This is a genomic window from Tardiphaga sp. GW822-FHT04G09 (assembly GCF_058800725.1).
This window is the reverse complement of the sequence record NZ_JBXAMO010000003.1, coordinates 422,263-445,689: the sequence shown is the minus strand read 5'-3', so window position 1 is coordinate 445,689 and position 23,427 is coordinate 422,263. Positions and strand designations below refer to the sequence as shown.

Below are 23,427 nucleotides of genomic sequence, written 5' to 3'. Positions count from 1 at the left end.
GATCGATGCACGATATCGATCGACAGGCCGCGAAGAACAGACATGGAATCATATTTCTATGATCCGGTATTCAAATGAATGACGTCCGGGAGGAGCGGCCAAGTAGCATTTGAAGCTGGCGCGCCACGATTGAACTGGCAACGGAGCGGCCGACGCGCCATGGCGTCGGCTTCCAGAATGTGTGGTGCGGAACAGTCCTCGCTTTGTGGCAGAGCCACAAGCGAGTTAGCCGCGATCAGCGCAGAGATGGAGGACCGGCGCTCGCCTTCTTCATCGGCGCAACGGGAGCCTTCGCGTTACCAACGGTCGGCGGCTTCACGGCGGCGGCCGCGAGGGTCGGCACATACTTCGCAAGGACAGTCGGATCAAGCGAGGCCATTTCGGTGTCGGGCAGACGGTACCAGGTCTCGTCCTTGCCGAGCAGCGCGATGCCCCAATAGCCACGCACGGTGAGTGCACGGCCATCGGCGCTGACGCTCATCTTGGCCTTATAGACCTTGCCGTCACGGGGATCGAGAATGTTGCCGTTCTCGTACTTCATTCCCTGCTGCTGCATGTTGCGGATGAAGGAGATGCCCAGCACGGGCTGGCCCTTCCGGTCATCGACGCATTTGCTGCAGACGTCATCGCCCGGCTTGTCATCCGCGCTCGGGAATGTCTTGGCGATTGCACCTTCGAACATGCCGCCATGATCGACCACCAGCACCCAGACCACCGGCTTACCGTTCTCGACCTTCTGCCAGAGTCCGGCGGCGGTCGGTTCCGCTGCGTGTAGAGGGCCGGCGAACATGGCACATGCGGCCAGACCTGAGGCGACTGTGAGTGCCAGACGTCGGGATCGGAATTTTGCCATCGTCTTCCCCAGTGCAGTTTGTCGTCCAAGCATCCGCACTTGATGCGACTGCATAGATTGTCAATCTTGCGCGACGAGAGAGTGACCGTGGTTGATGGCATTTGCAAGATTGCCGATCGCGCGTCAGATGTCAGATTATGTCGCGGCCACAGCTTTGCCACAAGCTGACCCCGCTGACCCCGACGCGACTACCGGCGATCCGAACAGCCTTCGCATCCCCGTCGTACAAGACGATCCCAAATTAGGCGAAGTTAGTTAACGCCGAGCTTCTTCTGCAGGCTTGAAGAGGACGTCGTGTACTGAAACACGAGTCGCTTGTCCGGATAGACGTAGCGATAGGCCTTCTGCGCCATCAACGCACCCTCGTGGAACCCAGACAGAATGAGCTTCAGCTTGCCGGGATATGTATTGATATCACCGATGGCGAAGATGCCGGGTACGTTGGTCTCGAACGCCGCCGTCTCCACCGGGATCAGGTTGTTCTCCAGCGTCACGCCCCAGTTGGCGACCGGACCGAGCTTCATGGTCAGGCCGAAGAACGGCAGGATCGTATTGCAGTCGATCCGGACGCTCTCGTTATCGTTGCCCTTGATGACGGCCCCGGTGAGATGGCCTGCCTCGCCTTCAAGCGCTGTCACTTGGCCAATCTGCAAATCCATGTGACCGGCTGCCACGAGCTTGCGCATCTGCTCGACACTGTGGGGCGCGGCACGAAAATCATCGCGCCGATGCAACAGCGTGACGCGCCGCGCGACCGGATGCAGGTTGAGCGTCCAGTCCAGCGCGCTGTCGCCGCCGCCGACGATCAGCAGATCCTTGTCGCGGAATTGCTCCATCTTCCGCACCGCGTAGAACACAGACGTGCCTTCATAGGCCTCGATGCCCGGCACCGGCGGACGCTTCGGCTGGAACGAACCGCCGCCGGCGGAGATCACCACCACCTTGGTTTCGAACACCTGGCCGGCATCCGTCGTGACACGAAACAAGGGGTCGCCGATCTTCTCGATGGTCTCGACCATCTCATTCAGATGAAAGGTCGGATTGAACGGCTTGATCTGCTCCAGCAATGCCTCGGTCAGCCCCTGACCGGTGACCAGCGGGATCGCGGGAATATCGTAGATCGGTTTTTCCGGATAGAGCTCGGCGCATTGGCCACCGATCTTGTCGAGAATATCGACGAGGTGGACTTTCATGTCGAGCAGACCAAGTTCAAACACGGCGAACAGCCCGCAGGGGCCAGCGCCGATGATCAGCACGTCCGTCTTGATCGTTTCGCCCATGGTGTTTTGTCTCGGTTGAACCTGGTCCACGCAATCGCAGAGCCCGGCGCCATCCGGCTGTTGCGTGCAGCCTAGCGGCGCTACACGAGGAAAGCCACAGCGGCACGGCCTGAAAACAGCACGCGCCAGCCCTTGCCTGCGCTATTCAACTGCGCTGTAACAGACGCAAACCTGCCGAGCCTTGCTGGAGATCAATTTCGTGAACGCACCTGCCCGCGCCCCGGCGCCCGTCCTCGAGGACTATCCCTATCGCCTGTCGGACAATGTGCGCTTTGCGGATCTCGATCCGAACAACCACGTCAACAACGCGGTCTATTCCAGCTATTTCGAGACCAGCCGCGTGCTGCTGATGCGGGATCCCGCCTGCGGGCTGATCTCGCCGGGACAGAGCTGGGTGCTGGCACGGCTCGATATTCACTTTCGCGCCGAATTGCACTGGCCCGGCAAGATCGAACTCGGGCTCGGCGTCACCAAGATCGGCCGGACCTCGGTGACCTATTCACAGGTCGTGTTTTCGGAAGGCAAGTGCATGGCCTCGGCGATCGCAACGACCGTGATGGTTGGTCTCACCAGCCGTCAGCCAACGCCGATCCCGCCCGACGTCATCGAACGGTTTCAGCCATGGATGCTGCGCGGCTTGAACGCGCAGTAAATAAAATAACAAGTCCGGATAAGCTCAGGCCTGGCGTTCTGGCGTGATCACAACCAGGCCATCGAGCGCCTCGGTGATCTTGATCTGGCACGACAGCCGGGAGTTCGGCTTGATGTCGTAACCGAAGTCCAGCATGTCCTCTTCCATCGGCGTGGGTGCGCCGACGCGCTCCTGCCAGGCTTCGTCAACATAGACGTGGCAGGTGGCACAGGCGCAGGCGCCGCCGCATTCGGCCTCGATACCCGGGATGGCATTGCGAATGGCGGCCTCCATCACCGTGGAGCCGATCTCGGCGTCAATGCTGCGGGTCTCACCGGAGTGATCGACAAAGTTTATCTTGGCCATGATGCTCGCGCTGCGGAAAGGAAGATACCGGCTGTCCTATAACGGGTCGATCCGGATCGCGCCAGCGCTCCGCAGCAAAACCGTCATCTGGAAAAGATGGATCAAGCATGACCCCTGGGGGGATCAAAACGATCCCTTTGGGATCAAAGCTGATCCCTTGGGGATCAGGACCGCTTCAGAAGGACGTCGATCTCCGCCCGCGCCTCGAGAACGGCGTCGGTGAGCGTCATCAGGGCCTCAGCGGTATCGCTGTTGTCGCGCAGCGTGCTTTCCAGCCACTCGGCGGCTTCCGTGATGCGGAATGCGCCGACCGCCTGCGCAGAGCCCTTCAGCTTGTGCGTAAGCTCAGCCGCATTTGCCGGCATTTTGACAATCGTCTCGATCAGCTCGCTCGACTGGGCCGCGAACATGGCCAGAACTTCGCGCTCCAGGCTGACATCGCCCATGGTCATACGCTGAAGGTGGGTAAAATCGATCGGCCCGTCATCGGGAACCAGCGGCGGTGACGGCATCCATTGAACCCGTTCGAGGTGAAGCGGCATTGATGATGGCCCAGATTCCCGCCAGCCGGCAAATCCAGCTGCGATTTTTCGCAGCCAAACATGGAATTGGTTAACGGAACGTTCTGGGTACAATCCGCCGGGTTGACGCAGTTTTGACGCAAACTCGCCACGATTGAGGGCCGGTTCCGTTTATTTGAGGCGCCACAAGACGTTACCGGGGGAAGCCGTTAACTATCATTAAGAATGTCTTAACCAGAACCATTTCATTCGCACGACCAAGCCAATAGGATGTTTGCGGAAGTAGCGGACAAGCCGAGCGACCGGCAGTCCGAAATTCGTCCCGCGGGGTGCACATGGCCAGCATGCCATGCTGCAAGCGGGACCGAATCACGGGGACTTCCGAGTAGTTGCGTAATCAGGGGGCGTGGTACGAGCATGGCAAACAACACCAAAAAGGCCAAGGATCCGACCGAAGTCGCGCTCTCTGCCATCCAGGAAGCACTCAATATCAGCGACCCCGCGCAGGTCGATCGCGATCAACCCGCGATCCGTGCCGATAACGCTCCCATCAGTTCATCGTCCCCCGTCGATCTCGACGACAACGCCTTTGACGCGCGTATCGCCAATGATCGCCCGAGCTTCGAGTCGCAGGACGAACAGCGCTTTGCACGCCGTCCCGCGAACGACGACCGCGAAACCATCGGCCAGATCCTGCAGGCGCTGCAGAAGAACCGCCCTGCCCGCAACGTCTATACGCTTGCCACCCTGTTTGCCGGTCTGTGGATCGTCGGCGCAGGCCTGTTGACCGTTGCGTTCCTGCCGTCGCTGCAGGCCCTGATCGGTCAGGGCTCGGGCGGCACGCTGGCACTGGCTGGCCTTGCAGCGCTGCTGTTCGCTCCGATTTTGCTGTTTTACTTCCTCGCCAGCCTCGCCTGGCGCGGGCAGGAAATGCGCCTGATCGCCCAGTCGATGGCACAGGTCGCGATCCGCTTCTCGGAGCCCGAAGGCGCCGCCAGCGACTCGATGGTCACGGTCGGCCAGGCGATCCGCCGCGAAGTCGCCGCCATGGGCGACGGCGTCGAGCGCGCGATTGCGCGTGCCGGCGAACTCGAAACCCTCGTCGCCAACGAAGTTTCCGCGCTGGAGCGCGCTTACTCTGACAACGAAGTCCGCATCCGCGCCCTGCTGCAGGACATCGCGCATCAGCGCGACAACCTCGTGGGCCAGGCCGAGCAGGTTCGCTCCGCCATTTCAGGCGTGCAGATCGATCTCCGTCACGACATCGCGCTGATTTCAGACGCCATCGCCTCACGCGTCGATGAAGTCGCCAAGAGCATCACCGGTGCCCTCGAAGAGCGCGGCGAACACATCACCCGTGCGCTCGGCAATGCCGGCGACAACATGATTCTCGCGCTCGGCGAGCGCGGCGGCGACCTCCTCGACCGTCTCGAAGAGGCCAGTGCAGAGACCACCCGCGCGGTGCTCGACGCCAGCGAGCGGCTGACCACCAGCCTCAATTTCAAGACCGGTCACGTGCACGACGAATTCGTCGATCTCGCCGACCGCGTCCACGAAATGCTCAACGAGCGTATCGACCGCATCACCAACGAATTCGAACAGCGGTCGGCCACGATTGTCGATCGCGTGTCGGATCGCACCGAGCAGGTCCATGACTCGCTGAAGAATTCCAGCGATAGCCTGCTGCTCGAACTTGAGCTGCGCAGCGGCGACCTCGTCAGCAAGATCGACGATGCCGGCAACCGCCTTGCCAACCAGATTCTCACGTCGGGCGACAAGGCCAGCGAGTCCCTCGACGCCACCGTCAACGCGCTGGTGGCCAAGGTCGCGAGCCAGACCGAGACCGCGCACGACACCATCAGCCTGCAGATGAACGCCTTCGACGAACTGGTGAAGGAACAGGGCTCTGAGCTGGCCGAGCGTTTCTCGCGCGACAGCGGCACGCTCGGGGCGCTCATCACCAAGCACATCTCGGAATTCGACCGCACGGTGAAGACCTTCGGCGGCGAAGTCGTCGACCGTCTCGGTCAGCGCACGCAGGACATCAGCGAGACGCTGAAGACCTATGTCGACAACTTCGACACCCGCGTCGCATCCAATGTCGGCGGCATCACGTCGTCGCTCGACACTCGCCTCGCAGCATTCGAGACCAAATTCGAAGGCCGCGTCGTCAATCTCGATGCATCGCTCGACACCAGGATCAAGTCGTTCGACGAGACCGTCGATGGACGCCTCAAGAGCCTTGAAGAAACGTTCGACGCGCGCGCCCAGTCGGTCACCGCGACCATCGATACGCGTCTTGAAAACCTCGCATCGACGCTTTCGGCAGGTGCCCATCAGGCCGTCCAGTCGGTCGACTCACGCCTGACGCATCTGACCACCGCCCTGACCGAAGGCGCGAAGCTCGCAGTCAGCTCGGTCGACGACCGCTTGACCCACCTGACCACCGCGCTCACGGAAGGCGCCGTACAGGCGATCCACTCGATCGACGACCGCCTTTCGTACTTCACGAGCTCGCTCACCGAAGGCACGACGCAGGCGATCACCGCCATCGACAGCCGCATCAACAACGTCACCGACGCCATCGACAGCCGCAGCACTCAGTTCGCGGATACCATCACTGCACGCTTCCAGACGATCCACGAAGGCATGGAAGGTCGTATCGGCATTGTTGCCGGCGAGATCGAAACCCGTGTCGAACAATTCGAGGAACTGCTCGGCTCGCGCATTGAGGCTGTTGCCGGCCGTATCGAAACGTCCGGCCGCACGGCCAGCGACTCGCTCATGGCCCGCGCCGAAGAACTCTCGATCGGCATCAAGACCAATGTCGAGGACGCCGAGCGTTCGCTCACGCATCTCATGGTCAATACCAGCGAGACCATTCAGGCCGGCGCCCGCGCCGCGCAGGAATCCCTCGTGTCGGTCTCGACCGATGTCGGCGCACAGCTGAAGCTGACTGCGTCGGATATCGAGAGCTCGCTGACCGCCGTCGGCACCACTGCCGCCACGGCCATCGTCAACAGCGCCCGCGATGCGCAGGCCACGCTGGTCAACGCGTCTTCGGAAGCCTCGCTGCAGGTGAAGTCACTGTCGGCCGATGTCGAACGCGCGCTCACTGCGGCCGGCTCGGCCACCGCAGCTTCAATGCTTTCGGGTGCCCGCGACGCCCAGTCGACACTGGTTGCCACCTCTTCGGAAGTCGCCAGCCAGATTCAGTCGCTCTCGGCCGATATCGAACGCACCCTGACCTCCGCAGGCACCGCAACGGCCGACTCGGTGCTGTCCGGCGCCCGCGCCGCGCAGAGCACGCTCGTCGCCGCATCGACCGACGCCTCGCAGCAGGTCCGCACCCTTGCGGCCGATGTGGAGCGCACGCTGATCGCCGCCGGCACCGCCAGCGCGGAGTCGATCCTGGCCAGTACGCGCAATGTCCAGGCCTCGCTGGTCGATGCCTCGACCGAAGCATCGAACCACGTCCGCAACCTCGTAGCGGACATGGAACGCAGCCTCACGACGGCCGGCACCGCCACCGCCGAGTCGATCGTCGCCGGCGCCCGCGAAGCCCAGAGCACGCTGGCCACGGCATCTTCCGAGGCATCGAACCATGTGAAGTCGCTCTCGATCGACGTGCAGCGCACACTCACTGCGGTCGGCGCCGATACGGCGGCTGCGATCCTCTCAAGCGCCCGCGAAGTGCAGACGTCGCTGGCGACCTCCTCGGCGGATGCCGCAAACCAGATCAAGGTGATCTCCGCCGACATCGAGCGTTCGCTCTCGAACGTCACCGCCAACACCACCGACAACATCCAGGCCAGTGCGCTCAATGCGCAGAACTCGCTGCTCGCCGCTTCGAACGAGATCACCACCAAGATCAAGACGACCTCGTCGGAGATCGAGCGGTCGGTATTCGCCGCTTCGGGCAGCTTCGGCACCACGATGACCGGCAAGACCGACGAAATCGTCACCTATGTGCAGCAGCAGACCGACCGTCTGTCGCAGATGGTCGATGCCAAGCGCGGTTCGCTGGTCGATGCGCTGGGTACCAAGGCCAATCAGCTCACCGTCGATATCGATCGCGTCACCGCCGACGCGCTCAAGGCGATCGAGACCCGTGGCCAGACCTTCTCGCAGACCATGGTCACCAACAGCACCGACGTGGCTCGCGCTATCACCACGGCTGGCGAACTCGCCACTGGTGCGGTCAACAAGTCGCTGAAGGATCTCGAGCAGAGCTCCCGCACTGCCATCGAGCAGTCGCGTCAGGTCTCGATCACTGCGGTCACCGAGATGCAGGAAACCAGCAAGATCCTGCGCACCGATACCGTGGCGCTGTTCGAGCGGCTGCGTGAAGGCAACATCCTGCTGCAGGAAGTCCTCACCGGCGCCCACGACAACCTCAACTCGCTGGAGCGCGCCCTGGTCACCCGCGTGGCGGACTTCGTGTCCACCATGAACGACGTGACCTCGCGCAACGGCCTGGCGACCCAGACTCTGGAAGAACAGCTCACCGTGTTCACTTCCAAGACCTCGAAGGCCCTGGAAGATCTCGGCTCGCTCTCGGGCCAGTTCGAAACCCACGGCCACGCCCTCGTGGATGCCGCGGCTCTGGTCGAACAGAGCAACCGCTCCACGATGTCGTCTGTCGGCGAGCGCAAGGCCGCGCTCGAATCGCTGGTCACCACCATCGACCTGCGCACCACCGATCTTGACCAGCGCCTCACCCGCTTCACCAGCCTGCTCGATGAATCGCTGGCAGCCGCCGAAGAGCGTGCCCGCGACATCGCCCGCGTCGTTGCGGAGACCGCAGGTCAGGGCTCGGCTGCGATCAGCCGGCAGTTCGAAGCCGTCCGCACCGCGGCGGAAGAGGAACGTCGCGCGACAACGCAAGCCATGAGCGAGATCTACCAGCAGGGCACGCAGGAAGCCGATGCCATGTTCAAGCAGTCGGCCGACAAGTTCTCGTCGATGGTCGCCAGCATGAAGCAGATGGCTGCCGAAATGCACAGCGAACTCGAGAGCACCCGTACCGAACTGCGCCGTGGCGTTCTCGACATGCCACAGGAAGCCGCCGAGAGCACTGCGCAGATGCGCAAGGTGATCGTCGACCAGATTGAGGCGCTCGCCGAGCTGAACCGCATCGTCGCCCGTCATGGTCGCGGCCTCGACGTGGTCTCGACCAGCCGCACCACCAGCGTGCAGCGTGACGAGGAGCCGGCAATGGCGATCGCCGGCAGCCGTAGCGAAGCGCGTCACGAGGCTCCGCGTCCCGCCCCGCGCCGCGAGGAACCACCGGCCCGCAGCGCGTCTAGCCTGCCGATGCCAGATATCGGTGGCCCCGGCCCGCGCCGCACCGAAGCACCGTCGGTCGCTCCGGCAAGTTCCGACCAGGGCCGCGACGGCTGGTTGTCGGATCTGCTCGGCCGTGCCGATCACGTCGAGGAAGATCGCACGCCGCCGCGCCGCGCCCCTGCGTCGCAGCAGCCTGCTGCCTCGGCCAATCCACTGGAGTCGCTGTCACTCGACATCGGCCGCCTGATGGATCGCACACTGGCTGCCGAAATGTGGGATCGCTATCAGCGCGGTGAGAGCAAGGCCTTCAGCAAGCGGCTCTACACGCCTGCCGGCCAGAAAGCCTTCGACGAGGTCGCCCGCAAGTATCGCGCCGACCGCAACTTCAAGGGCACGGTGGATCGCTACATCACCGAGTTCGAACGCCTGCTCGACGAAGTCGCCCGCGATGAACGCGGCCCGGCAGCGCTGCGCAGCCATCTCACCTCGGAAACGGGTCTGGTCTACACCTTGCTCGCGCATGCAGCGGGCCGGCTGGGCTAAGCAAGATTAAATACGAACGCGAAAAGCGGAGGCAGCAATGCCTCCGCTTTTTTATTGGGCCTGCTGTTGTGCCGGAGCGCTATACGCGGGGCCAGGCCGGTGCCGCCATCACGCGGGATCCTTGTCGTGAATACTGACGCCGAACGGCAAGGACACCCAGGCATGCCGGCGGCAGTGATAGACGGAGACCTCCGGGGGCGGAAAATCCGGATCGGCAAAGCATCCGACCGCCACAGCTACCGAGCGCGCTTCATATCCTTCTTCGGTGTGGAAGAGATTGGTGCCGCAGACGGGACAGAACCGGAATCGGAAGCGCGCGCCCTGATCCCCGGTGCGGACATATTCGGTTGCGATGCCGCTCACCTTGTAATGCGGCCCAAAGCCTGCGAGTGCGGCGAAGACGCTACCGGTCCGGCGCTGGCAAGCGAGACAGTGGCATATACCGACGCCCCTCGGCTCGCCTTCGAGCACGATGGACAGCTGACCGCACGAACAGGACGCGGTTCTCGACATAACAGACCTCCTCGATGCAGCGGTCTGCTGGATCACGGGCCGTGACAGTTACCTTATGCGAACCCGATGCGTTGGGTGAAGCTGCGCGTATCGCCCACCGCGATATGCATCACGCCCGGCTTGTCGGTGAACTCGCCGTCGAAATCCACCGGGCTGGCATAGCCGTACCACGGCTCGATGCAGAGGAATGCAGCCCCGGATGGTTTCGACCAGATGCCGAGTTCGCGAAAGCCTTCCCAGGCGAAGGTGATAGTTGGCCCGCCAGGCGCGCCATAACTCAGCGACCTGCTGGCGAGATGATCGAAGATCATCGCATCCTTCACGAACAGCGATTCCGACAGCGCCAGTGCGCCACCCTGCACCGGTGATAGTTCTGGCTCCCTCAGCAACAGTCCACCCTCGAGCCGTCTGATCGGCGCCGGCTCGGCATCGGAGAAGATGATCGTATGTGCCCGCTTGTCGGCGCCGTCCGTCAGCGGCCAGTGAAAGGCGGGATGCGCGCCGATCGAGGCTGGCAGCGTCTCGTCGCCTGTATTGGTCACGGCATAGCCGATCACCAGTGCATCACCTTCGATCGCATAGGTCACGTCCAGCCTGAAGGCGAAGGGATATTTCGCGCGGCTGGCGTCATTGTCCATCAGCGAAAGCGCGCAGGACGACGGTCCCTGCCCGGTCCAGCTGAAGCGCTGGTCGCGCGCAAAGCCGTGCTGGGTCATCGCATAGGTCTGGCCGCGATGGCGCAGCACATCGTCCTTCAGCTTGCCGACAATCGGAAACAGCAGCGGCGCATGGCGCGGCCATTCCTCGCCGGCCTGCCAGAGCACTTCATGCCCGTTGGCATCTTCCAGCGAGCATAATTCCGCGCCATCCGCCTTGATAGTCGCCGTGACACGGCCGTTGCTGATGGTGAAACGATCATCGGTCTCCATCAGCATTCTCCAATCTATTGAACGCGATCGCTATTGGGCCTGACGACGACGCGGAGCAGCAGGAACTGGAGTCGCCGGGACTGGTGCTGCTGCAGGTGTACTGCTGCTGCTCGCACCGAACAACAGGCGCGTCGGATTGCGATCGAGATTGTTCACGGCGCGGCTGATATCCGCGAGGGTACGGCGACCATCGAGCATCAATGCACCGGAACGCTTGTCGAGATTCTCCGTCAGCTCATGGAACGACTTCACGGCCGCGGTCAGCTCACCGCCGTCCTTGCCACCCGCAAGCGCATCCAGGCCGAGCAGGATGTTGTCGGTTCGCCCGACGACGCTGTCAGCCTTGCCCATGACACCGTCGGCCTTTCCCATCACGCTGTCGATCTTGAGCATGATGCCGTCGATCACTTCGGAATTTTTCGCGAGCGTCGCCGTGAAGGTTTCGACATTCTTCATGGCGCCCTTGAGAGTATCCTGATTGTCGGCGACCAGACGATTGACGTTGTTCAGGGTTGCCCGGATCGATTCAGAAATATCCCGCAGCAGCTCCGGATCTGCCGTCAGCACCGGCACTCCGTCGGTATCCAGCGGGACCGCAGGCGCAGCTTCATCGCCGCCCTTCAGCGCGATCGCCGCTACACCCGTGAGCCCCTGGAATTCCAGGCCGACCAGCGTGTCCTTGCGAATGGGTGCGATGTTCTCGACCATCGCCAGCGCAACGACCCGCTTCGGGTTGTCGAGCTTCACGGAGACGACTTCACCGACCCGGATACCATTGAAATTGACATTGCCGCCGTTGCGCAGGCCCGACGCCGCGCCTTCGAAGATGATGCGCAGCGGCGTGCGCTGCGTGGTCGAATGCAGATTCTGGAACCACAACACGAAGCCGAACGCTGCGGCAATCACCGCCAGCGTGAAAGTTCCGATCAGGACGAAGTTCGCCCGCGTTTCCATCAAACCAACTCCAGTACAACTAGCCGATAACAGCGCGTGCGCGCTTGCCGTGGAAATATTCCCGTAGCCAGGGATGTTGCGAGGCCAGCATGTCGGCCATCGTTCCCTGCGCGATGATCTTGCCATTGCCAAGAACGGCGATCCGGTCGCAGGCTGTATGCAGGCTGTCGAGATCATGAGTTACCATGAAAACGGTCAGCCCCAAAGTTCGCTGCAGCGTGCGCACCAGTTCGTCGAAATCGCCGGCGCCGATCGGATCGAGACCCGAGGTCGGCTCATCCAGGAACACGATCTCCGGATCGAGCGCGAGCGCCCGCGCCAGCGCCACGCGCTTGATCATGCCGCCCGAAAGTTCCGACGGGTAGCGATCGGCGACCTCCGGCTTGAGACCGACCATGGTGAGCTTGGCCATGGTGATCTCATCGAGCAGACGCTCCGAGACCTTGAGATATTCGCGCACCGGAAACTGGATGTTCTGTCGCACGCTGAGCGACGAGAACAGCGCACCGTGCTGAAACAGGATACCCCAGCGTCGCTCGACATCGCGGCGCGCCTTGTCGCCGCTATCGAGATCGGTGCCGAACACTTCGATCGTGCCGGAGACCTTCGGAACGAGGCCAATGATCGTGCGCATCAGCACCGACTTGCCGGCGCCGGATGCACCGACGAAACCGAGGATTTCGCCGCGGGTGACATCGAGATGGAGGCCGTCGAGCACGCGGCGGCTGCCGAATGCCACGGTGAGATCGCGCACGCTGATGATCGCATTGGCAGACGTAGAGGCAGCCGCCGTCGGCGTCTCGGTAATGGGGGTCGCAGTCGTCGAGGTCATGGCCGTCAGATCCCGATCGATGCGAAGAAGATCGCGAATACGCCGTCCATCACGATCACGAAGAAGATTCCCTTCACCACGGACGACGTGGTGTGCTGCCCCAACGACTCAGCGCTGCCCTGCACGGCAAGGCCTTCGACGCAGGCCACGATGCCGATCACCATGGCCATCACGGGCGCCTTCACCATTCCGACGATGAAGTGGTTGATCGAAATCGCCTCACGCAGTCGCGACAGAAACGACGACGGGTCGACGCCGCCATAGAGCCAGGCGACCAGACCGCCGCCATAGAGCGCAGCCATCGCGCCGAGAAATGCGAGAATAGGCAGAGCCAGCACCAGCGCCACCATACGCGGCAGGATCAGGACTTCGATGGCATCGAAGCCCATGGTGCGCAGCGCATCGATTTCCTCGCGCATCTTCATGGAACCGAGTTCGGCGGTATAGGCACTGCCGGAACGACCGGCGACCATGATCGCCACCAAAAGCACGCCGAGCTCGCGCAGCACCAGCACGCCGAGCATGTCGACCACGAAGACGTCGGCGCCGAAGCGGCGGAAATGGAACAGGCCTTGCTGGGCGACGATACAGCCGATCAGGAACGTGATCAGCACCACGATCGGGACCGCGTTCCAACACACCTGCTGCAGGTGATGCACCACGGAGGTGAGCCGGAACTTCGACGGATGTCGCCAGACGCGGAACCAAGCGGCGATCACGGCGCCGATCATGTCGACGAGGGCGACGAGGGTTTGGCCGATGCCGTAGATGTTGCGCCCGATCCCATCGAGCACGGCGGTCAGGGCGCTACCGCTTGGCGGTAACGGGACGGCAGGCTTCACGCGGCGGACCTCGTCGACCAGGGTCGCGTAATTCGCCGAAAGGCCTGCGATCTGCGCCTCGTGGCCGCCATTGGTCAGCGCCCGGCGCAACCTCTCGATCAGCCAGGCGCCAAATGTGTCCAGCTTGGAGACCTGCGACACGTCGATGAAGATGTTGGGACGGCTGCCGGTCAGCTTTTCGGCCTCGCCGACGAGTTTTTCGAGTGCGGGGGCAAAACGCGCCGTCCACGACCCAGCCGCGCACAGCGCCAAGCCGTCGCCTTTCGCGATCTGTTCCAGGGTCGGGCCGCTCAAAACAGGCTCCCGCGGGCGTTCAGTCTGTGCATGAACAAAGTATTAACACGCCCAAATACGTTTCTGAGAAGCCAAGTGAAGCCAACACGTTGCTATGGTTAATATAGCCTTAATCCGCCCTGTCAGACACTGGCATTGCGTCGCAAACAAGTTCACGGCGATCAAGTAAACTTATAGACACGTCATTACCCCGCCGTTGCCGGCACAGCCCGAAAGACGCCGCATTGTCCGCATCCGACGCTGCCCCCGCCCTAATGACCGCCCGGATCGAGCAATGGCCGATCGCTGGCGCCTTCACCATCAGCCGCGGCGCCAAAACAGAGGCCGTCGTCGTGGTCGCCGAGATCCACCGCGGCGGTTTGACCGGCCGTGGCGAATGCGTCCCCTATGCGCGCTATGGCGAGACCCCGGAGGCCACGCTGGCGGCCATCCTGGCGATGCAGGACCGATTTGCCGCGGGCCTCGACCGAAACGCCCTGCAATCGGCCATGCCTGCCGGTGCCGCGCGTAACGCCGTGGATTGCGCCCTCCTCGACCTCGAAGCCAAGAGCCAGGGCCAGCGCGTCTGGGACATGCTGCAGCGGCCGGCACCGCGCGCCTGCACCACCGCCTATACGATCTCGCTCGGCACACCCGAGGCGATGGCCTCCGCCACCGCAAAGGCGGCCTACCGGCCGCTCCTGAAGATCAAGCTCGGCAGTGACGACGACATCAGCCGCATCACGGCCGTGCGCCAGGCTGCACCGGAATCCGAGTTGATCGTCGATGCCAATGAGGCATGGACGCCCGACAACCTGCAGGCCAATCTCGATGCCTGCCATCACGCCGGCGTCACGCTGATCGAGCAGCCGCTGCCGGCAGGCAAGGATGATGCGCTGATGCATGTGCATCGGCCGATCATGGTCTGCGCCGACGAGAGCGTGCATGGCCTCGCTTCGCTCGAGGCGTTACGCGGGCGCTACGATGCGATCAATATCAAGCTCGACAAGACCGGCGGCCTGACGGAAGCACTGGCGATGGCCGACGCGGCACGTGCCATGAACCTCGACATCATGGTGGGCTGCATGGTGGCGACGTCGCTGGCGATGGCGCCGGCGATGCTGATTGCGCACTATGCGCGCTTCGTCGATCTCGATGGTCCGCTGTTGCTGGCCGGCGATCGCGATGATGGTTTGCGCTACGACAAGAGCACGGTCTATCCGCCCGACACCGCGCTCTGGGGCTGAATCTCGCCGAGCCGCTGGCCCGCGCGCCTGCGGCCAAACCAGATCACGCAGGCGCCGCACAGGCCGAGCACGGCCATCACGTAGTAAACGCCCTCGCCATAGCGCGCATAGATCGCACCTGACAGAACCGCCATACTGCTCATCACGAGACCGGTGCAGGCGGTGACATAGCCCTGCGCGCGCGCCATCACATGTGGTGGGACGTGATGCAGCAACAGGCCCATGGTGCCGAGCTGAGTCAAGCCATACGTCGCGCCGTGCAGCAACTGGACGACCACGAGAACGGGTAGCGGCAGTGTCTGCGCGGTCAGGGTCCAGCGCAGCAATGCGCCGAGCCCGCCAAGGATGACCATTGTCGCGGGTGCCAGTGTCAGACGCGGCGACACTGCGAACAGGACGATCTCGGCGAGGACGCCGAGCGTCCAAAGGCCCGCGATGGTCAGGCCGTCAAGACCTGCCGCCTGCCAGGTGATCGAGGCGAAAGTGTAGTAGCCGGCATGGCTGCCCTGGATCAGCGCGGCGGAGATTGCGATCGCCAGAAAACCGGGATCGCGCAGCAGCGTGCTCGCCTTGGACAGCGTCGTGCCATCGCCGACCGGCGCACCCAGCGGCTGCAGACCGAGACTGACGATAGCGGACAACACCATCGCGGCGACGATCACCCAGATCAGATGCTGGCCGTCGAGCCAATTGACGACCATGCCACAGGCGAGCGCCCCGACAACGAAAGCCGCCGAGCCCCATAGCCGCAGCGGCCCGTAATCGAAGCCGAAGCGCACGACACCCTTCAGCGCATAGCCGTCGGTCAGCGCCGTCAGCGGCGTCCACACCACCGCGGTCAGCGCGAACACAACGAGCACTGGAAGCGGCGCATGCAACGTCCCAACCAGCGCGAAACCGATCATGGTGAGGAAGGCGCAGGCGATCATCGTCTGGCGCAGGGCGTGACGCCGCTCGGCAAAAGCGGTGATGAACGGCAGCGTCGTGAAGCGCGTCATCGACGGCACCGCCAGGATGGCGCCGATCCATGTCGGGTCGATCCCGATCGCCTTCAGCCAGACCGGGAAGAACGGCAAATAGAAGCCGCTGGAGCCGAACACGGTGCCGTAGAACATCGCCAGCCGCAGCGCGAATTTGCGGCGGATTTGCGGGGCGCTATGGGTGGCAGATTCGGTTATCATGAGGTGAACTGCGATTCGCTACGGGATCGTGGTGATGGTTACATACCGCGCATCCCCCCGCGCGCCACGAGTTATCATGATGGCCGAAGAAGCATTTGCCCTGTCGCCGATCTCCGCCCGCCCCAATGTGCCGGGCGAGGCAGACTATGACGCGATCCGCGAAGCCTTCATGGAGACCGCGCGCGGCCGCTGGTTTCTCGCTGAATATGCCAAGCGTAACCGCACGGCCGATACCAGCCTTGTCCTCGAAGCCGTTACGCGACTGGAAGCCAATCTCGCCGCCCAGAAACAGGCACCGGCGCTCAGCCTGATCGCCGCGCTCGGCGCGATCCGCTCTGCCGTCCGCCAGGCCAAGGCAACCGCCATCGAGGCGATGCCCCGTGTCGACACCGATGAGACACTGACGGGCGCCCGCAATGGCACCCGCATCATTCGCGAGATCGCCTGGACGCTGCGTGAATGCGGCGCGGATATCCGCATCTGCGACCTGCTGGACACCCAGGTGAAGGCCATCGAGGCCGGCCAGCAGGCGCTCGACGGCAACGGCCGTGAGGATGTGTTGGCGAGCTACGATCTGCTGATGCAGCGGATCGAGCAAATGGTAGACGGCAGCGCAACGACAGTTGCGCAGGCCGAGCAGGCACCGGTTGCTGAAAAGGCCGAGCCCGTCGTCACCGAAGCACGCGAAGCTTCCGTGACGCCGCTGTTCAAGTCGCAGGCAAGCGAAGTACTGGCCGAGACGGTCACGATCTCCAACGCACCGCCGCGCATGACTGTGCAGCCGGTCGTTGCGGAAACGGTCGCAGCGGAAGCCGTTGCCGAAGCGGCTGCGCCTGTCGCAGAAGCCACCACAGAGCTCGCCGCGACGATCGCTGAGGCCTCTGCGGACACGGCCGCAGACGACATCGCGCAGGCGCCCGAGATGACGAGCGACGTTGAGGACGAACACGACCTCGCCGTGCTCGACATGGTTGCGGCGGAGATGGGTGCGCTCGATCTGAGCGAGCCTGATTTCATCGAGCCTCAACTTGCAGAGGCTGAGGTGATGCAGCTGGAAGCTGCCGCTGTTCAGCCAGCCGAGCCTCAGGCTATCAATCCCGATCTGATGACACTGGCGCAGATTGCAGAGGTCGCGCTGGCGCCTGAGCCACCGCAGCCGGACCTGATCCCTCAGGTGGAAGCGGCCGCGCCCTCGCTGGGCGCAGCGCTGATTGCCGGTGGCGTGATCGCGGATCCGAACGCGCCGGCATCGGACCCGCTGGCGCCAATTCGCAAGATGACGCAGGCCGAGAAGATCGCGTTCTTCTCGTAGGCGCTTCTGTTCCGATCAGGCGTTGATGATCCTGGCGTAGAGATCCGCATCGACATTGCCGCCCGACAGAACGATCACCACGGTCTTGCCGCGGGCGTCGAAACGCCCGTGCATCAGAGCGGCCAGCGCCACAGCGCCGCCGGGCTCGACCACCAGCTTCAAGTCGCGGAACGCAAAAGCCATCGCCTTGCCGACTTCCTCGTCAGTAGCGGTGACGGCGCCCGACAGCAGATGCCGATTGACGGCGAAGGTGATTTCGCCGGGCGTCAGGGCCATCAGCGCATCGCAGATCGTGCGCCCTGCATTGCTGTGGGCGACGCGCTTGCCGGCCTGCAATGAGAGGCCGTGATCGTCAAAGCCTGCGGGTTCAGCGACGATGATCGAGGTCTCGGGGAATCGGGCCTTCACCGCCGTCGCAATGCCGCCGATCAGACCGCCGCCGGACGCCTGCGACGACACGATGTCCGGTACGATACCCAAGGCGGCCATGTCTTCCGCGATCTCGCGCCCGACAGTGCCCTGCCCTGCCATCACGAAGACATCGTCATAGGGTGGCACGACCGTGGCGCCGCTCTTGCCGGCGATCTCGCGGGCAATGGCTTCGCGATCTTCCTTGACGCGATCATAAAGCACGACTTCGGCGCCATAGCCCCTGGTCCGCTCGACCTTCGACACCGGCGCATCGGACGGCATCACGATGGTCGCCTTCATGCCGAGAATCTGCGCTGCGGCGGCCACGCCCTGCGCATGATTGCCGGACGAGAATGCGACGACGCCCCTGCCGCGCTCACCCTCGGGGATCGACGAGATCTTGTTGAAGGCGCCGCGGAACTTGAACGAGCCGGTTCGCTGCAGCACTTCCGGCTTCAGGAACACTGTCGCGCCGGTCAGCGTATCGAGCGCAGGCGACCGGAGCAACGGCGTGCGCACTGCATAAGGGGCGATGACGCGCGCGGCGGCATCGATATCGGCGGATGTAATCGGCAATGGGGTGCTTGTCATGCGCGCGTTTTATCGCGCGGCACAACCAGCGGGCAAGCTATACAAATCGCAGATCAGGCAGCGAAACGCGGATGCTTCGCTGCGGACGGTACACGGGCGGCGATTTCGGCCCGCACATGGCTGATATTGCTGACGAAAGCGCGCGCCGACGCTTCCCAGGTGTGCCCGGCAGCAAAGCTGAGACAATCCTGCGGCGAAATGTCGAGCGCCTTGAGACAGGCCTGCCGCAAGTCGTCCGACAACACACCGACCGGCGACGCGCCGATCACGTCCTTCGGACCCGTCACCGGGAAGGCTGCCACCGGCACGCCGCTCGCCAGCGCCTCGAGCAATACGAGACCATAGGTGTCGGTCTTGCTCGGAAACACGAAGACATCGGCTGAGGCATAGGCAACGGCCAGAGCCTCGCCCTGCAACGCGCCCATGAACAGCGCCTCGGGATATTTCGCTTCGAGCGCCGCACGGGCCGGGCCATCACCGACCACGACCTTCGTACCCGGCAGATCGAGATCGAGAAAGGCTTCGAGGTTTTTCTCGACGGCGACGCGGCCGACCGAGAGAAAAATCGGCTTCGGTTTGCCGAGATCGACCTGGCGCGGATGAAACAGATTGGCATCGACACCGCGCGGCCACAGCACGACATTGCGAAAGCCGCGTTCGCGCAGCTCGGTCGCCAGCGCCGGCGTCGCCGCCATCACGGCAGAGCTGGCGCCGTGAAAGCGGCGCAGGCCGGCCCAAACCCAGGATTCCGGGATCGGAAAACGCGCCGAGATATATTCGGGAAAGCGCGTGTGAAAACTGGTGGTGAAGGGAATGTTGCGACGGCGGCAATAAGCGCGCGCAGAAAATCCGATCGGGCCTTCCGTCGCGATATGGATGTTGTCCGGCCTGGCCTCGTCAATCAGTTGCGCGATCTTGCGGCGGGTGGGGATCGCAACCCGCAGATCCGCGTAACTTGGCAATGCCACCGTGCGAAACGATTCCGGCGTGAGAAAACTCACATCGACGCCAAACCCCTTCGCCGCCTCCGCCATCATCGTCAGCGTGCGCACGACGCCGTTGACTTGGGGATGCCAGGCATCGGTAGCGACGAGAATGCGCATCAGGCCGCCATCCTTCAAGCCGCCTTGGCCGGTGCGAGCGCCTGCACCGGCATGCCGCGACGGACCGGATCGGTCCAGGTAATAATCTCGAAGCGGCCATCCTCATGTTCGACCAGCGCCGTGCAGCTTTCGACCCAATCGCCGCAATTCATGTAGCGGATGCCGTGCTCGTCACGGATCGTCGCGTAGTGAATATGACCGCAGATCACGCCGTCAGCGCCATGCCGCCGCGCTTCACCCGCCAGCGTCTCTTCGAACGCACCGATATAATTGACCGCGTTCTTCACCTTCATCTTGGCCCATTTCGAGAGCGACCAGTAAGGGAAGCCAAACAATTTGCGCAGCGCATTGACCAAGCGGTTCATCTGGATTGCGAAGTCATAGGCCTTGTCGCCGAGATGGGCGAGCCAGCGCGCGTTCTGCACCACGAGGTCGAAGATGTCGCCGTGGATGACGAGATATTTCTTGCCGTCCGCGCCTTCATGCGTCGCGGTCTCGACGACCTCGATACCGCCGAAATGCGTACCGTAATAGCTGCGCAGGAACTCGTCGTGATTGCCGGGGATATAAACGACCTTGGCGCCCTTACGCACCTTGCGCAGCATCTTCTGGACGAAGTCGTTATGGGATTGCGGCCAGTGCCAGCCGGATTTCAGCGCCCAGCCATCGACGATATCGCCAACGAGATAAATGGTATCGGCATCATGGATACGGAGGAAGTCCAGCAGCCGGTCAGCCTGCGATCCACGGGCGCCGAGGTGGACGTCGGAGATAAACAAGGTGCGAAAGCGCTTTTCGTTGCCTTCACTCATCACGTCTCTTTCCATGTCGAGCAGCTAACTGATTTGCATGACACGGCGATGACGATTTACGCCGCCAGTGCCGCCGCGGTTCGCTCAAAAGTAACCAATGTGTAGATACCGAACGGCGCCACCTTGCGGCGTTCGATGAGGATTGATTCAGCGTTCGCCTGCGACCATGCCTGCAATCGCGCGAACGGAAATTCCGGACGCAGACCGAGGGAACGGGTCTTCACCGCCGCCCAACGCTCGACAGCGGCTGCAAGGCCAGTCTCCGAATACAGATGATTGACGAGGATGATGCGTCCGCCCGGCTTCACCACGCGGTGGCATTCCGACAGCACCTGCTCGGGATTCTCGACCAGCGTAATCACGAACTGCGCGACAACACAGTCGAAGGTCGCGTCTGCAAAGCTCATCGCATGGGCGTCCATCTCCTGGACGTCCTTGACCCATGGATAGCGGCCAGTCGCCATCTTGGCGCGCGCCTTGGCGAGCATGGGCGCGCTGAGATCGATACCGGTAATTTCGGTGGTCGCGTCGTAGTCATCGAATGACAGACCGGTGCCGACGCCGACCTCAAGCACCTTGCCACCCACAGCACGCGCTGCTTCCGCAGCCGCACGGCGTCCCTTCAGCATCACCGGGCCGCACACCGCATCATAGATCGGAGCCCAGCGCGCATAGGCTGTTTCAACAATGGATTTTTCCAGATCCAGCGTCGCCATCACAGGTTCCGTCCAGCGTGTCCGAAAGAATCGGACAACCAATTCTCTGCTCGGCTGATATCAAGCGGCGATGACAGATCGACGACAGAGTGTCGCACGACGCTCCTGCGAGGCATCGATGGGCTACTGGCGTTTCGGTGGATGTTGCTCCTGGTAGGCGGACAGCGACGGCCAAGGACAACGCGGCCGACATGGGCGCCGCTTGGCGCACACGCTTTGCCGGCCTGGATCGCGACAGCCATCGGACTGGTCATGCGTGATTGGAAGGCATAGCGGCCGGTGCAGCATACGCCTTCTGCATTTCCAAGCTACACACACGGACGCGATGGGCATAAGCACACCACCACGATAGGACGCCACACAAGCTATACTACCTTTGGTTTCATTAAAGATTAATCCCCCGCTGCCAACATCAGCGTGATCGATGTCCGCGAAACCGAACGGGCATGCCATGGTCAGCCAACACCTGGAGGCGCTCGTGACGTTTCTTGCCCGTTTCAATGTGCTCACCAAAATCCTGGCGATCGTCGGCCTGATGGCGTCGATCGCCATCGGTCTGAGCTGGCTCGGCATCAGTGCGATGGCGAGGCTCGATGAAGGCGCAACCAACATGAGCAAGTCATCGAAGCGCGCCTTGACGGGCGCCCGCGCGAACCAGGAAGTCATCGGGCTCAATCGCGCCGAATTCCGTCTTGCGCTGGATCCCCGGCCGCAGAACGTCGCGCAAACCAAACAGGACATCGAAACGCAGTTGAAGTCGCTGGAGGCCGGCATCGCCAGCATCCAGGAAACCCGCGACGAGCAGACGCGCGCCATGTTGCCGGCCGTGAACGAAGCGCTCGCAGCATACAAGACCAACCTGGAGACCACCATCAAGCTCGCCAGCTCCGCCGCCGATGTGCATCTCGACGAGCAGACCAATCGGCTGCGCGAAGCCGCCGTGAAGGGCCGCGAGGCCGCGGAGAAGGTGCGGACCGCGATGCGCGCCGTCTCGAACCGTCTGCTCGATCGTGTGGATCTCTACACACAAGCCGCATCGGAGGAATATGTCACGACCTCGCGGCTGTTGATCATCGCAACGGTGATCGGCGTGCTGTTCGGACTGGCGGCGGGCTTCCTGATCGGCCGCTTCGGAATCGTCAAACCGATGATCGAACTGGTAAGAGATTCCGTGCGCCTGGCGGGCGGCGATACGACCGCCGCATTCGACACTGCACGGCGTGCCGACGAGATCGGCACGGTCGCTGGCGCCGTCGCCAAGTTCCGCGACAATGTCGTTGCGCAGCAGGATGCCGCGAAAGGCATTGCGATCGAAGTGGCTGAACGCGAGGCGCGCAATCGTCACATCGAGCGCACCGTTGAGAGCTTCCGCGTCACCGCCGACGGATTGCTGACAACGGTGGGCGAGAATGCCGGCACACTCAAACAGACCGCGCAGTCTCTGACGGGGATTGCCGGCGACGCAGCACAGCAGGCTATTTCTGCAGCAGGCGCGTCGGAGGAAACGGCAACCAACGTCCAGACCGTAGCGTCGGCAGCGGAGGAGTTGACGAGTTCGATCATGGAGATCGGCCGTCAGATCGAGCGTGCGACATTGACCGTCACCACGGCGGGTGCCACGACCAGCCGTTCCGAAGCAGAGATCGAAGGCCTCGCCGAGGCCGCGCAACGGATCGGATCCGTGGTCGACCTGATCCAGGCCATCGCCGCACAGACCAACCTGCTGGCGCTCAATGCCACTATCGAGGCAGCCCGCGCCGGTGAATCCGGCCGCGGCTTTGCTGTAGTGGCATCTGAGGTCAAATCGCTGGCCAGCCAGACCGCCCAGGCAACGAGCGAGATCGCCCAGCAGATCGCCAGCATTCAGGCCACCACAACGACGGCCGTGGCCTCGGTCAAGGAGATTGCACTGTCCATGCGCGAGATCGACGAGGTTACCACCGCGATCGCCAGCGCCATGGAGCAGCAGGGCGCAGCGACGCGGGAAATCTCCCAGAACGTGCAGATGGCCGCAGCCGGCACCCAGATGCTGGCGTCGAACATCTCGGCGGTCAACATGGCGATCAGCGAAACCAACCGCTCGGCCGATGACGTGTTCAGCGCCTCCGGCAACGTCTCCTCGGCCGCCGGCGATCTCGCCGAACAGGTGAAGCAGTTCTTTGTCACCCTGCGCGAAACGCCGACCGATCGCGCCAAAGCTGCTTGAGAAGGCGGCCTGAGGCCCGCGC

General features: G+C 63.0%; 19 protein-coding genes. 5 read left to right on the top strand and 14 right to left on the bottom strand.

What is annotated here, in order from left to right; translation table 11 throughout:
- Nucleotides 1-235 precede the first annotated feature (235 nt).
- Both AC1RLZ_RS08735 and AC1RLZ_RS08730 read right to left on the bottom strand, forming a co-directional pair.
- Nucleotides 236-853: a DUF2147 domain-containing protein gene (locus AC1RLZ_RS08735; RefSeq protein ID WP_493188331.1), complete on the bottom strand. Its 618-nt coding sequence runs from the start codon at nt 851-853 to the stop codon at nt 236-238.
- Between the two features lie 251 nt (nt 854-1,104).
- Nucleotides 1,105-2,133, bottom strand: a complete 1,029-nt coding sequence (locus AC1RLZ_RS08730; RefSeq protein WP_493188330.1) for an NAD(P)/FAD-dependent oxidoreductase — start codon at nt 2,131-2,133, stop codon at nt 1,105-1,107.
- Between the two features lie 199 nt (nt 2,134-2,332).
- Here AC1RLZ_RS08730 and AC1RLZ_RS08725 point away from each other — a divergent pair, with 199 nt between their 5' ends.
- Nucleotides 2,333-2,785 carry an acyl-CoA thioesterase gene (locus AC1RLZ_RS08725; RefSeq protein ID WP_371422111.1) on the top strand — a complete coding sequence of 151 codons (453 nt, stop codon included), beginning with the start codon at nt 2,333-2,335 and terminating at the stop codon, nt 2,783-2,785.
- Between the two features lie 24 nt (nt 2,786-2,809).
- On the opposite strand, the gene AC1RLZ_RS08720 is transcribed toward AC1RLZ_RS08725, so the two are convergent.
- Both AC1RLZ_RS08720 and AC1RLZ_RS08715 read right to left on the bottom strand, forming a co-directional pair.
- Nucleotides 2,810-3,130 (bottom strand): 2Fe-2S iron-sulfur cluster-binding protein, encoded by a 321-nt coding sequence (locus tag AC1RLZ_RS08720; RefSeq protein WP_371422112.1) that lies wholly within the window; start codon nt 3,128-3,130, stop codon nt 2,810-2,812.
- Nucleotides 3,131-3,294: 164 nt separating this feature from the next.
- Nucleotides 3,295-3,582 (bottom strand): Hpt domain-containing protein, encoded by a 288-nt coding sequence (locus AC1RLZ_RS08715; protein ID WP_493188329.1) that lies wholly within the window; start codon nt 3,580-3,582, stop codon nt 3,295-3,297.
- 486 nt (nt 3,583-4,068) lie between these two features.
- On the opposite strand from AC1RLZ_RS08715, the gene AC1RLZ_RS08710 reads away from it, so the two are divergent.
- Complete coding sequence (locus AC1RLZ_RS08710; RefSeq protein WP_493188328.1) at nt 4,069-9,483, top strand: apolipoprotein A-IV repeat region-like domain-containing protein; 5,415 nt, start codon at nt 4,069-4,071, stop codon at nt 9,481-9,483.
- A gap of 108 nt (nt 9,484-9,591) precedes the next feature.
- On the opposite strand, the gene AC1RLZ_RS08705 is transcribed toward AC1RLZ_RS08710, so the two are convergent.
- The 5 genes from AC1RLZ_RS08705 to AC1RLZ_RS08685 are packed head-to-tail and all read right to left on the bottom strand — an operon-like array spanning nt 9,592 to nt 13,847.
- Complete coding sequence (locus AC1RLZ_RS08705; RefSeq protein ID WP_493188327.1) at nt 9,592-9,996, bottom strand: GFA family protein; 405 nt, start codon at nt 9,994-9,996, stop codon at nt 9,592-9,594.
- A 53-nt stretch (nt 9,997-10,049) separates the two neighbouring features.
- On the bottom strand, nt 10,050-10,925 hold the full coding sequence (locus AC1RLZ_RS08700) for an aldose 1-epimerase family protein (protein ID WP_493188326.1): 876 nt from the start codon (nt 10,923-10,925) through the stop codon (nt 10,050-10,052).
- A gap of 30 nt (nt 10,926-10,955) precedes the next feature.
- The gene (locus tag AC1RLZ_RS08695) at nt 10,956-11,879 is read right to left on the bottom strand and encodes an MlaD family protein (protein WP_371422117.1); all 924 of its coding nucleotides are present in this window, start codon (nt 11,877-11,879) and stop codon (nt 10,956-10,958) included.
- 19 nt (nt 11,880-11,898) lie between these two features.
- Nucleotides 11,899-12,711: an ABC transporter ATP-binding protein gene (locus AC1RLZ_RS08690; RefSeq protein WP_371422118.1), complete on the bottom strand. Its 813-nt coding sequence runs from the start codon at nt 12,709-12,711 to the stop codon at nt 11,899-11,901.
- A gap of 5 nt (nt 12,712-12,716) precedes the next feature.
- The gene (locus tag AC1RLZ_RS08685) at nt 12,717-13,847 is read right to left on the bottom strand and encodes an ABC transporter permease (RefSeq protein ID WP_493188325.1); all 1,131 of its coding nucleotides are present in this window, start codon (nt 13,845-13,847) and stop codon (nt 12,717-12,719) included.
- Between the two features lie 254 nt (nt 13,848-14,101).
- Between AC1RLZ_RS08685 and dgcA the strand changes: the two genes are divergently transcribed.
- A complete protein-coding gene (gene dgcA / locus AC1RLZ_RS08680) occupies nt 14,102-15,073 on the top strand; it encodes an N-acetyl-D-Glu racemase DgcA (RefSeq protein ID WP_493188394.1) in 972 nt (323 codons plus the stop codon).
- Here dgcA and AC1RLZ_RS08675 read toward each other — a convergent pair.
- The gene (locus tag AC1RLZ_RS08675; protein WP_493188324.1) at nt 15,043-16,254 is read right to left on the bottom strand and encodes an MFS transporter; all 1,212 of its coding nucleotides are present in this window, start codon (nt 16,252-16,254) and stop codon (nt 15,043-15,045) included. The genes dgcA and AC1RLZ_RS08675 overlap by 31 nt on opposite strands.
- A gap of 76 nt (nt 16,255-16,330) precedes the next feature.
- On the opposite strand from AC1RLZ_RS08675, the gene AC1RLZ_RS08670 reads away from it, so the two are divergent.
- Nucleotides 16,331-17,566 (top strand): hypothetical protein, encoded by a 1,236-nt coding sequence (locus AC1RLZ_RS08670; protein ID WP_493188323.1) that lies wholly within the window; start codon nt 16,331-16,333, stop codon nt 17,564-17,566.
- Between the two features lie 15 nt (nt 17,567-17,581).
- On the opposite strand, the gene AC1RLZ_RS08665 is transcribed toward AC1RLZ_RS08670, so the two are convergent.
- From AC1RLZ_RS08665 to AC1RLZ_RS08650, 4 genes are read right to left on the bottom strand one after another with little or no spacing between them, the layout of a single operon-like run.
- Nucleotides 17,582-18,568, bottom strand: a complete 987-nt coding sequence (locus AC1RLZ_RS08665; protein WP_493188322.1) for a threonine ammonia-lyase — start codon at nt 18,566-18,568, stop codon at nt 17,582-17,584.
- Nucleotides 18,569-18,621: 53 nt separating this feature from the next.
- Complete coding sequence (locus AC1RLZ_RS08660; RefSeq protein WP_493188321.1) at nt 18,622-19,671, bottom strand: glycosyltransferase family 4 protein; 1,050 nt, start codon at nt 19,669-19,671, stop codon at nt 18,622-18,624.
- A 14-nt stretch (nt 19,672-19,685) separates the two neighbouring features.
- The gene (locus tag AC1RLZ_RS08655) at nt 19,686-20,483 is read right to left on the bottom strand and encodes a UDP-2,3-diacylglucosamine diphosphatase (RefSeq protein WP_371422124.1); all 798 of its coding nucleotides are present in this window, start codon (nt 20,481-20,483) and stop codon (nt 19,686-19,688) included.
- A 56-nt stretch (nt 20,484-20,539) separates the two neighbouring features.
- Complete coding sequence (locus AC1RLZ_RS08650; RefSeq protein ID WP_493188320.1) at nt 20,540-21,199, bottom strand: class I SAM-dependent methyltransferase; 660 nt, start codon at nt 21,197-21,199, stop codon at nt 20,540-20,542.
- A gap of 478 nt (nt 21,200-21,677) precedes the next feature.
- On the opposite strand from AC1RLZ_RS08650, the gene AC1RLZ_RS08645 reads away from it, so the two are divergent.
- A complete protein-coding gene (locus AC1RLZ_RS08645; RefSeq protein ID WP_493188319.1) occupies nt 21,678-23,405 on the top strand; it encodes a methyl-accepting chemotaxis protein in 1,728 nt (575 codons plus the stop codon).
- Nucleotides 23,406-23,427 lie beyond the last annotated feature (22 nt).

Coding starts and splice junctions, on each gene's coding strand:
- AC1RLZ_RS08735 (WP_493188331.1), bottom strand. CDS start 853: ATGGCAAAATTCCGATCCCGACGTCTGGCACTCACAGTCGCCTCAGGT.
- AC1RLZ_RS08730 (WP_493188330.1), bottom strand. CDS start 2,133: ATGGGCGAAACGATCAAGACGGACGTGCTGATCATCGGCGCTGGCCCC.
- AC1RLZ_RS08720 (WP_371422112.1), bottom strand. CDS start 3,130: ATGGCCAAGATAAACTTTGTCGATCACTCCGGTGAGACCCGCAGCATT.
- AC1RLZ_RS08715 (WP_493188329.1), bottom strand. CDS start 3,582: ATGACCATGGGCGATGTCAGCCTGGAGCGCGAAGTTCTGGCCATGTTC.
- AC1RLZ_RS08710 (WP_493188328.1), top strand. CDS start 4,069: ATGGCAAACAACACCAAAAAGGCCAAGGATCCGACCGAAGTCGCGCTC.
- AC1RLZ_RS08705 (WP_493188327.1), bottom strand. CDS start 9,996: ATGTCGAGAACCGCGTCCTGTTCGTGCGGTCAGCTGTCCATCGTGCTC.
- AC1RLZ_RS08700 (WP_493188326.1), bottom strand. CDS start 10,925: ATGGAGACCGATGATCGTTTCACCATCAGCAACGGCCGTGTCACGGCG.
- AC1RLZ_RS08695 (WP_371422117.1), bottom strand. CDS start 11,879: ATGGAAACGCGGGCGAACTTCGTCCTGATCGGAACTTTCACGCTGGCG.
- AC1RLZ_RS08690 (WP_371422118.1), bottom strand. CDS start 12,711: ATGACCTCGACGACTGCGACCCCCATTACCGAGACGCCGACGGCGGCT.
- dgcA (WP_493188394.1), top strand. CDS start 14,102: ATGACCGCCCGGATCGAGCAATGGCCGATCGCTGGCGCCTTCACCATC.
- AC1RLZ_RS08675 (WP_493188324.1), bottom strand. CDS start 16,254: ATGATAACCGAATCTGCCACCCATAGCGCCCCGCAAATCCGCCGCAAA.
- AC1RLZ_RS08670 (WP_493188323.1), top strand. CDS start 16,331: ATGATGGCCGAAGAAGCATTTGCCCTGTCGCCGATCTCCGCCCGCCCC.
- AC1RLZ_RS08665 (WP_493188322.1), bottom strand. CDS start 18,568: ATGACAAGCACCCCATTGCCGATTACATCCGCCGATATCGATGCCGCC.
- AC1RLZ_RS08660 (WP_493188321.1), bottom strand. CDS start 19,671: ATGCGCATTCTCGTCGCTACCGATGCCTGGCATCCCCAAGTCAACGGC.
- AC1RLZ_RS08655 (WP_371422124.1), bottom strand. CDS start 20,483: ATGAGTGAAGGCAACGAAAAGCGCTTTCGCACCTTGTTTATCTCCGAC.
- AC1RLZ_RS08650 (WP_493188320.1), bottom strand. CDS start 21,199: ATGGCGACGCTGGATCTGGAAAAATCCATTGTTGAAACAGCCTATGCG.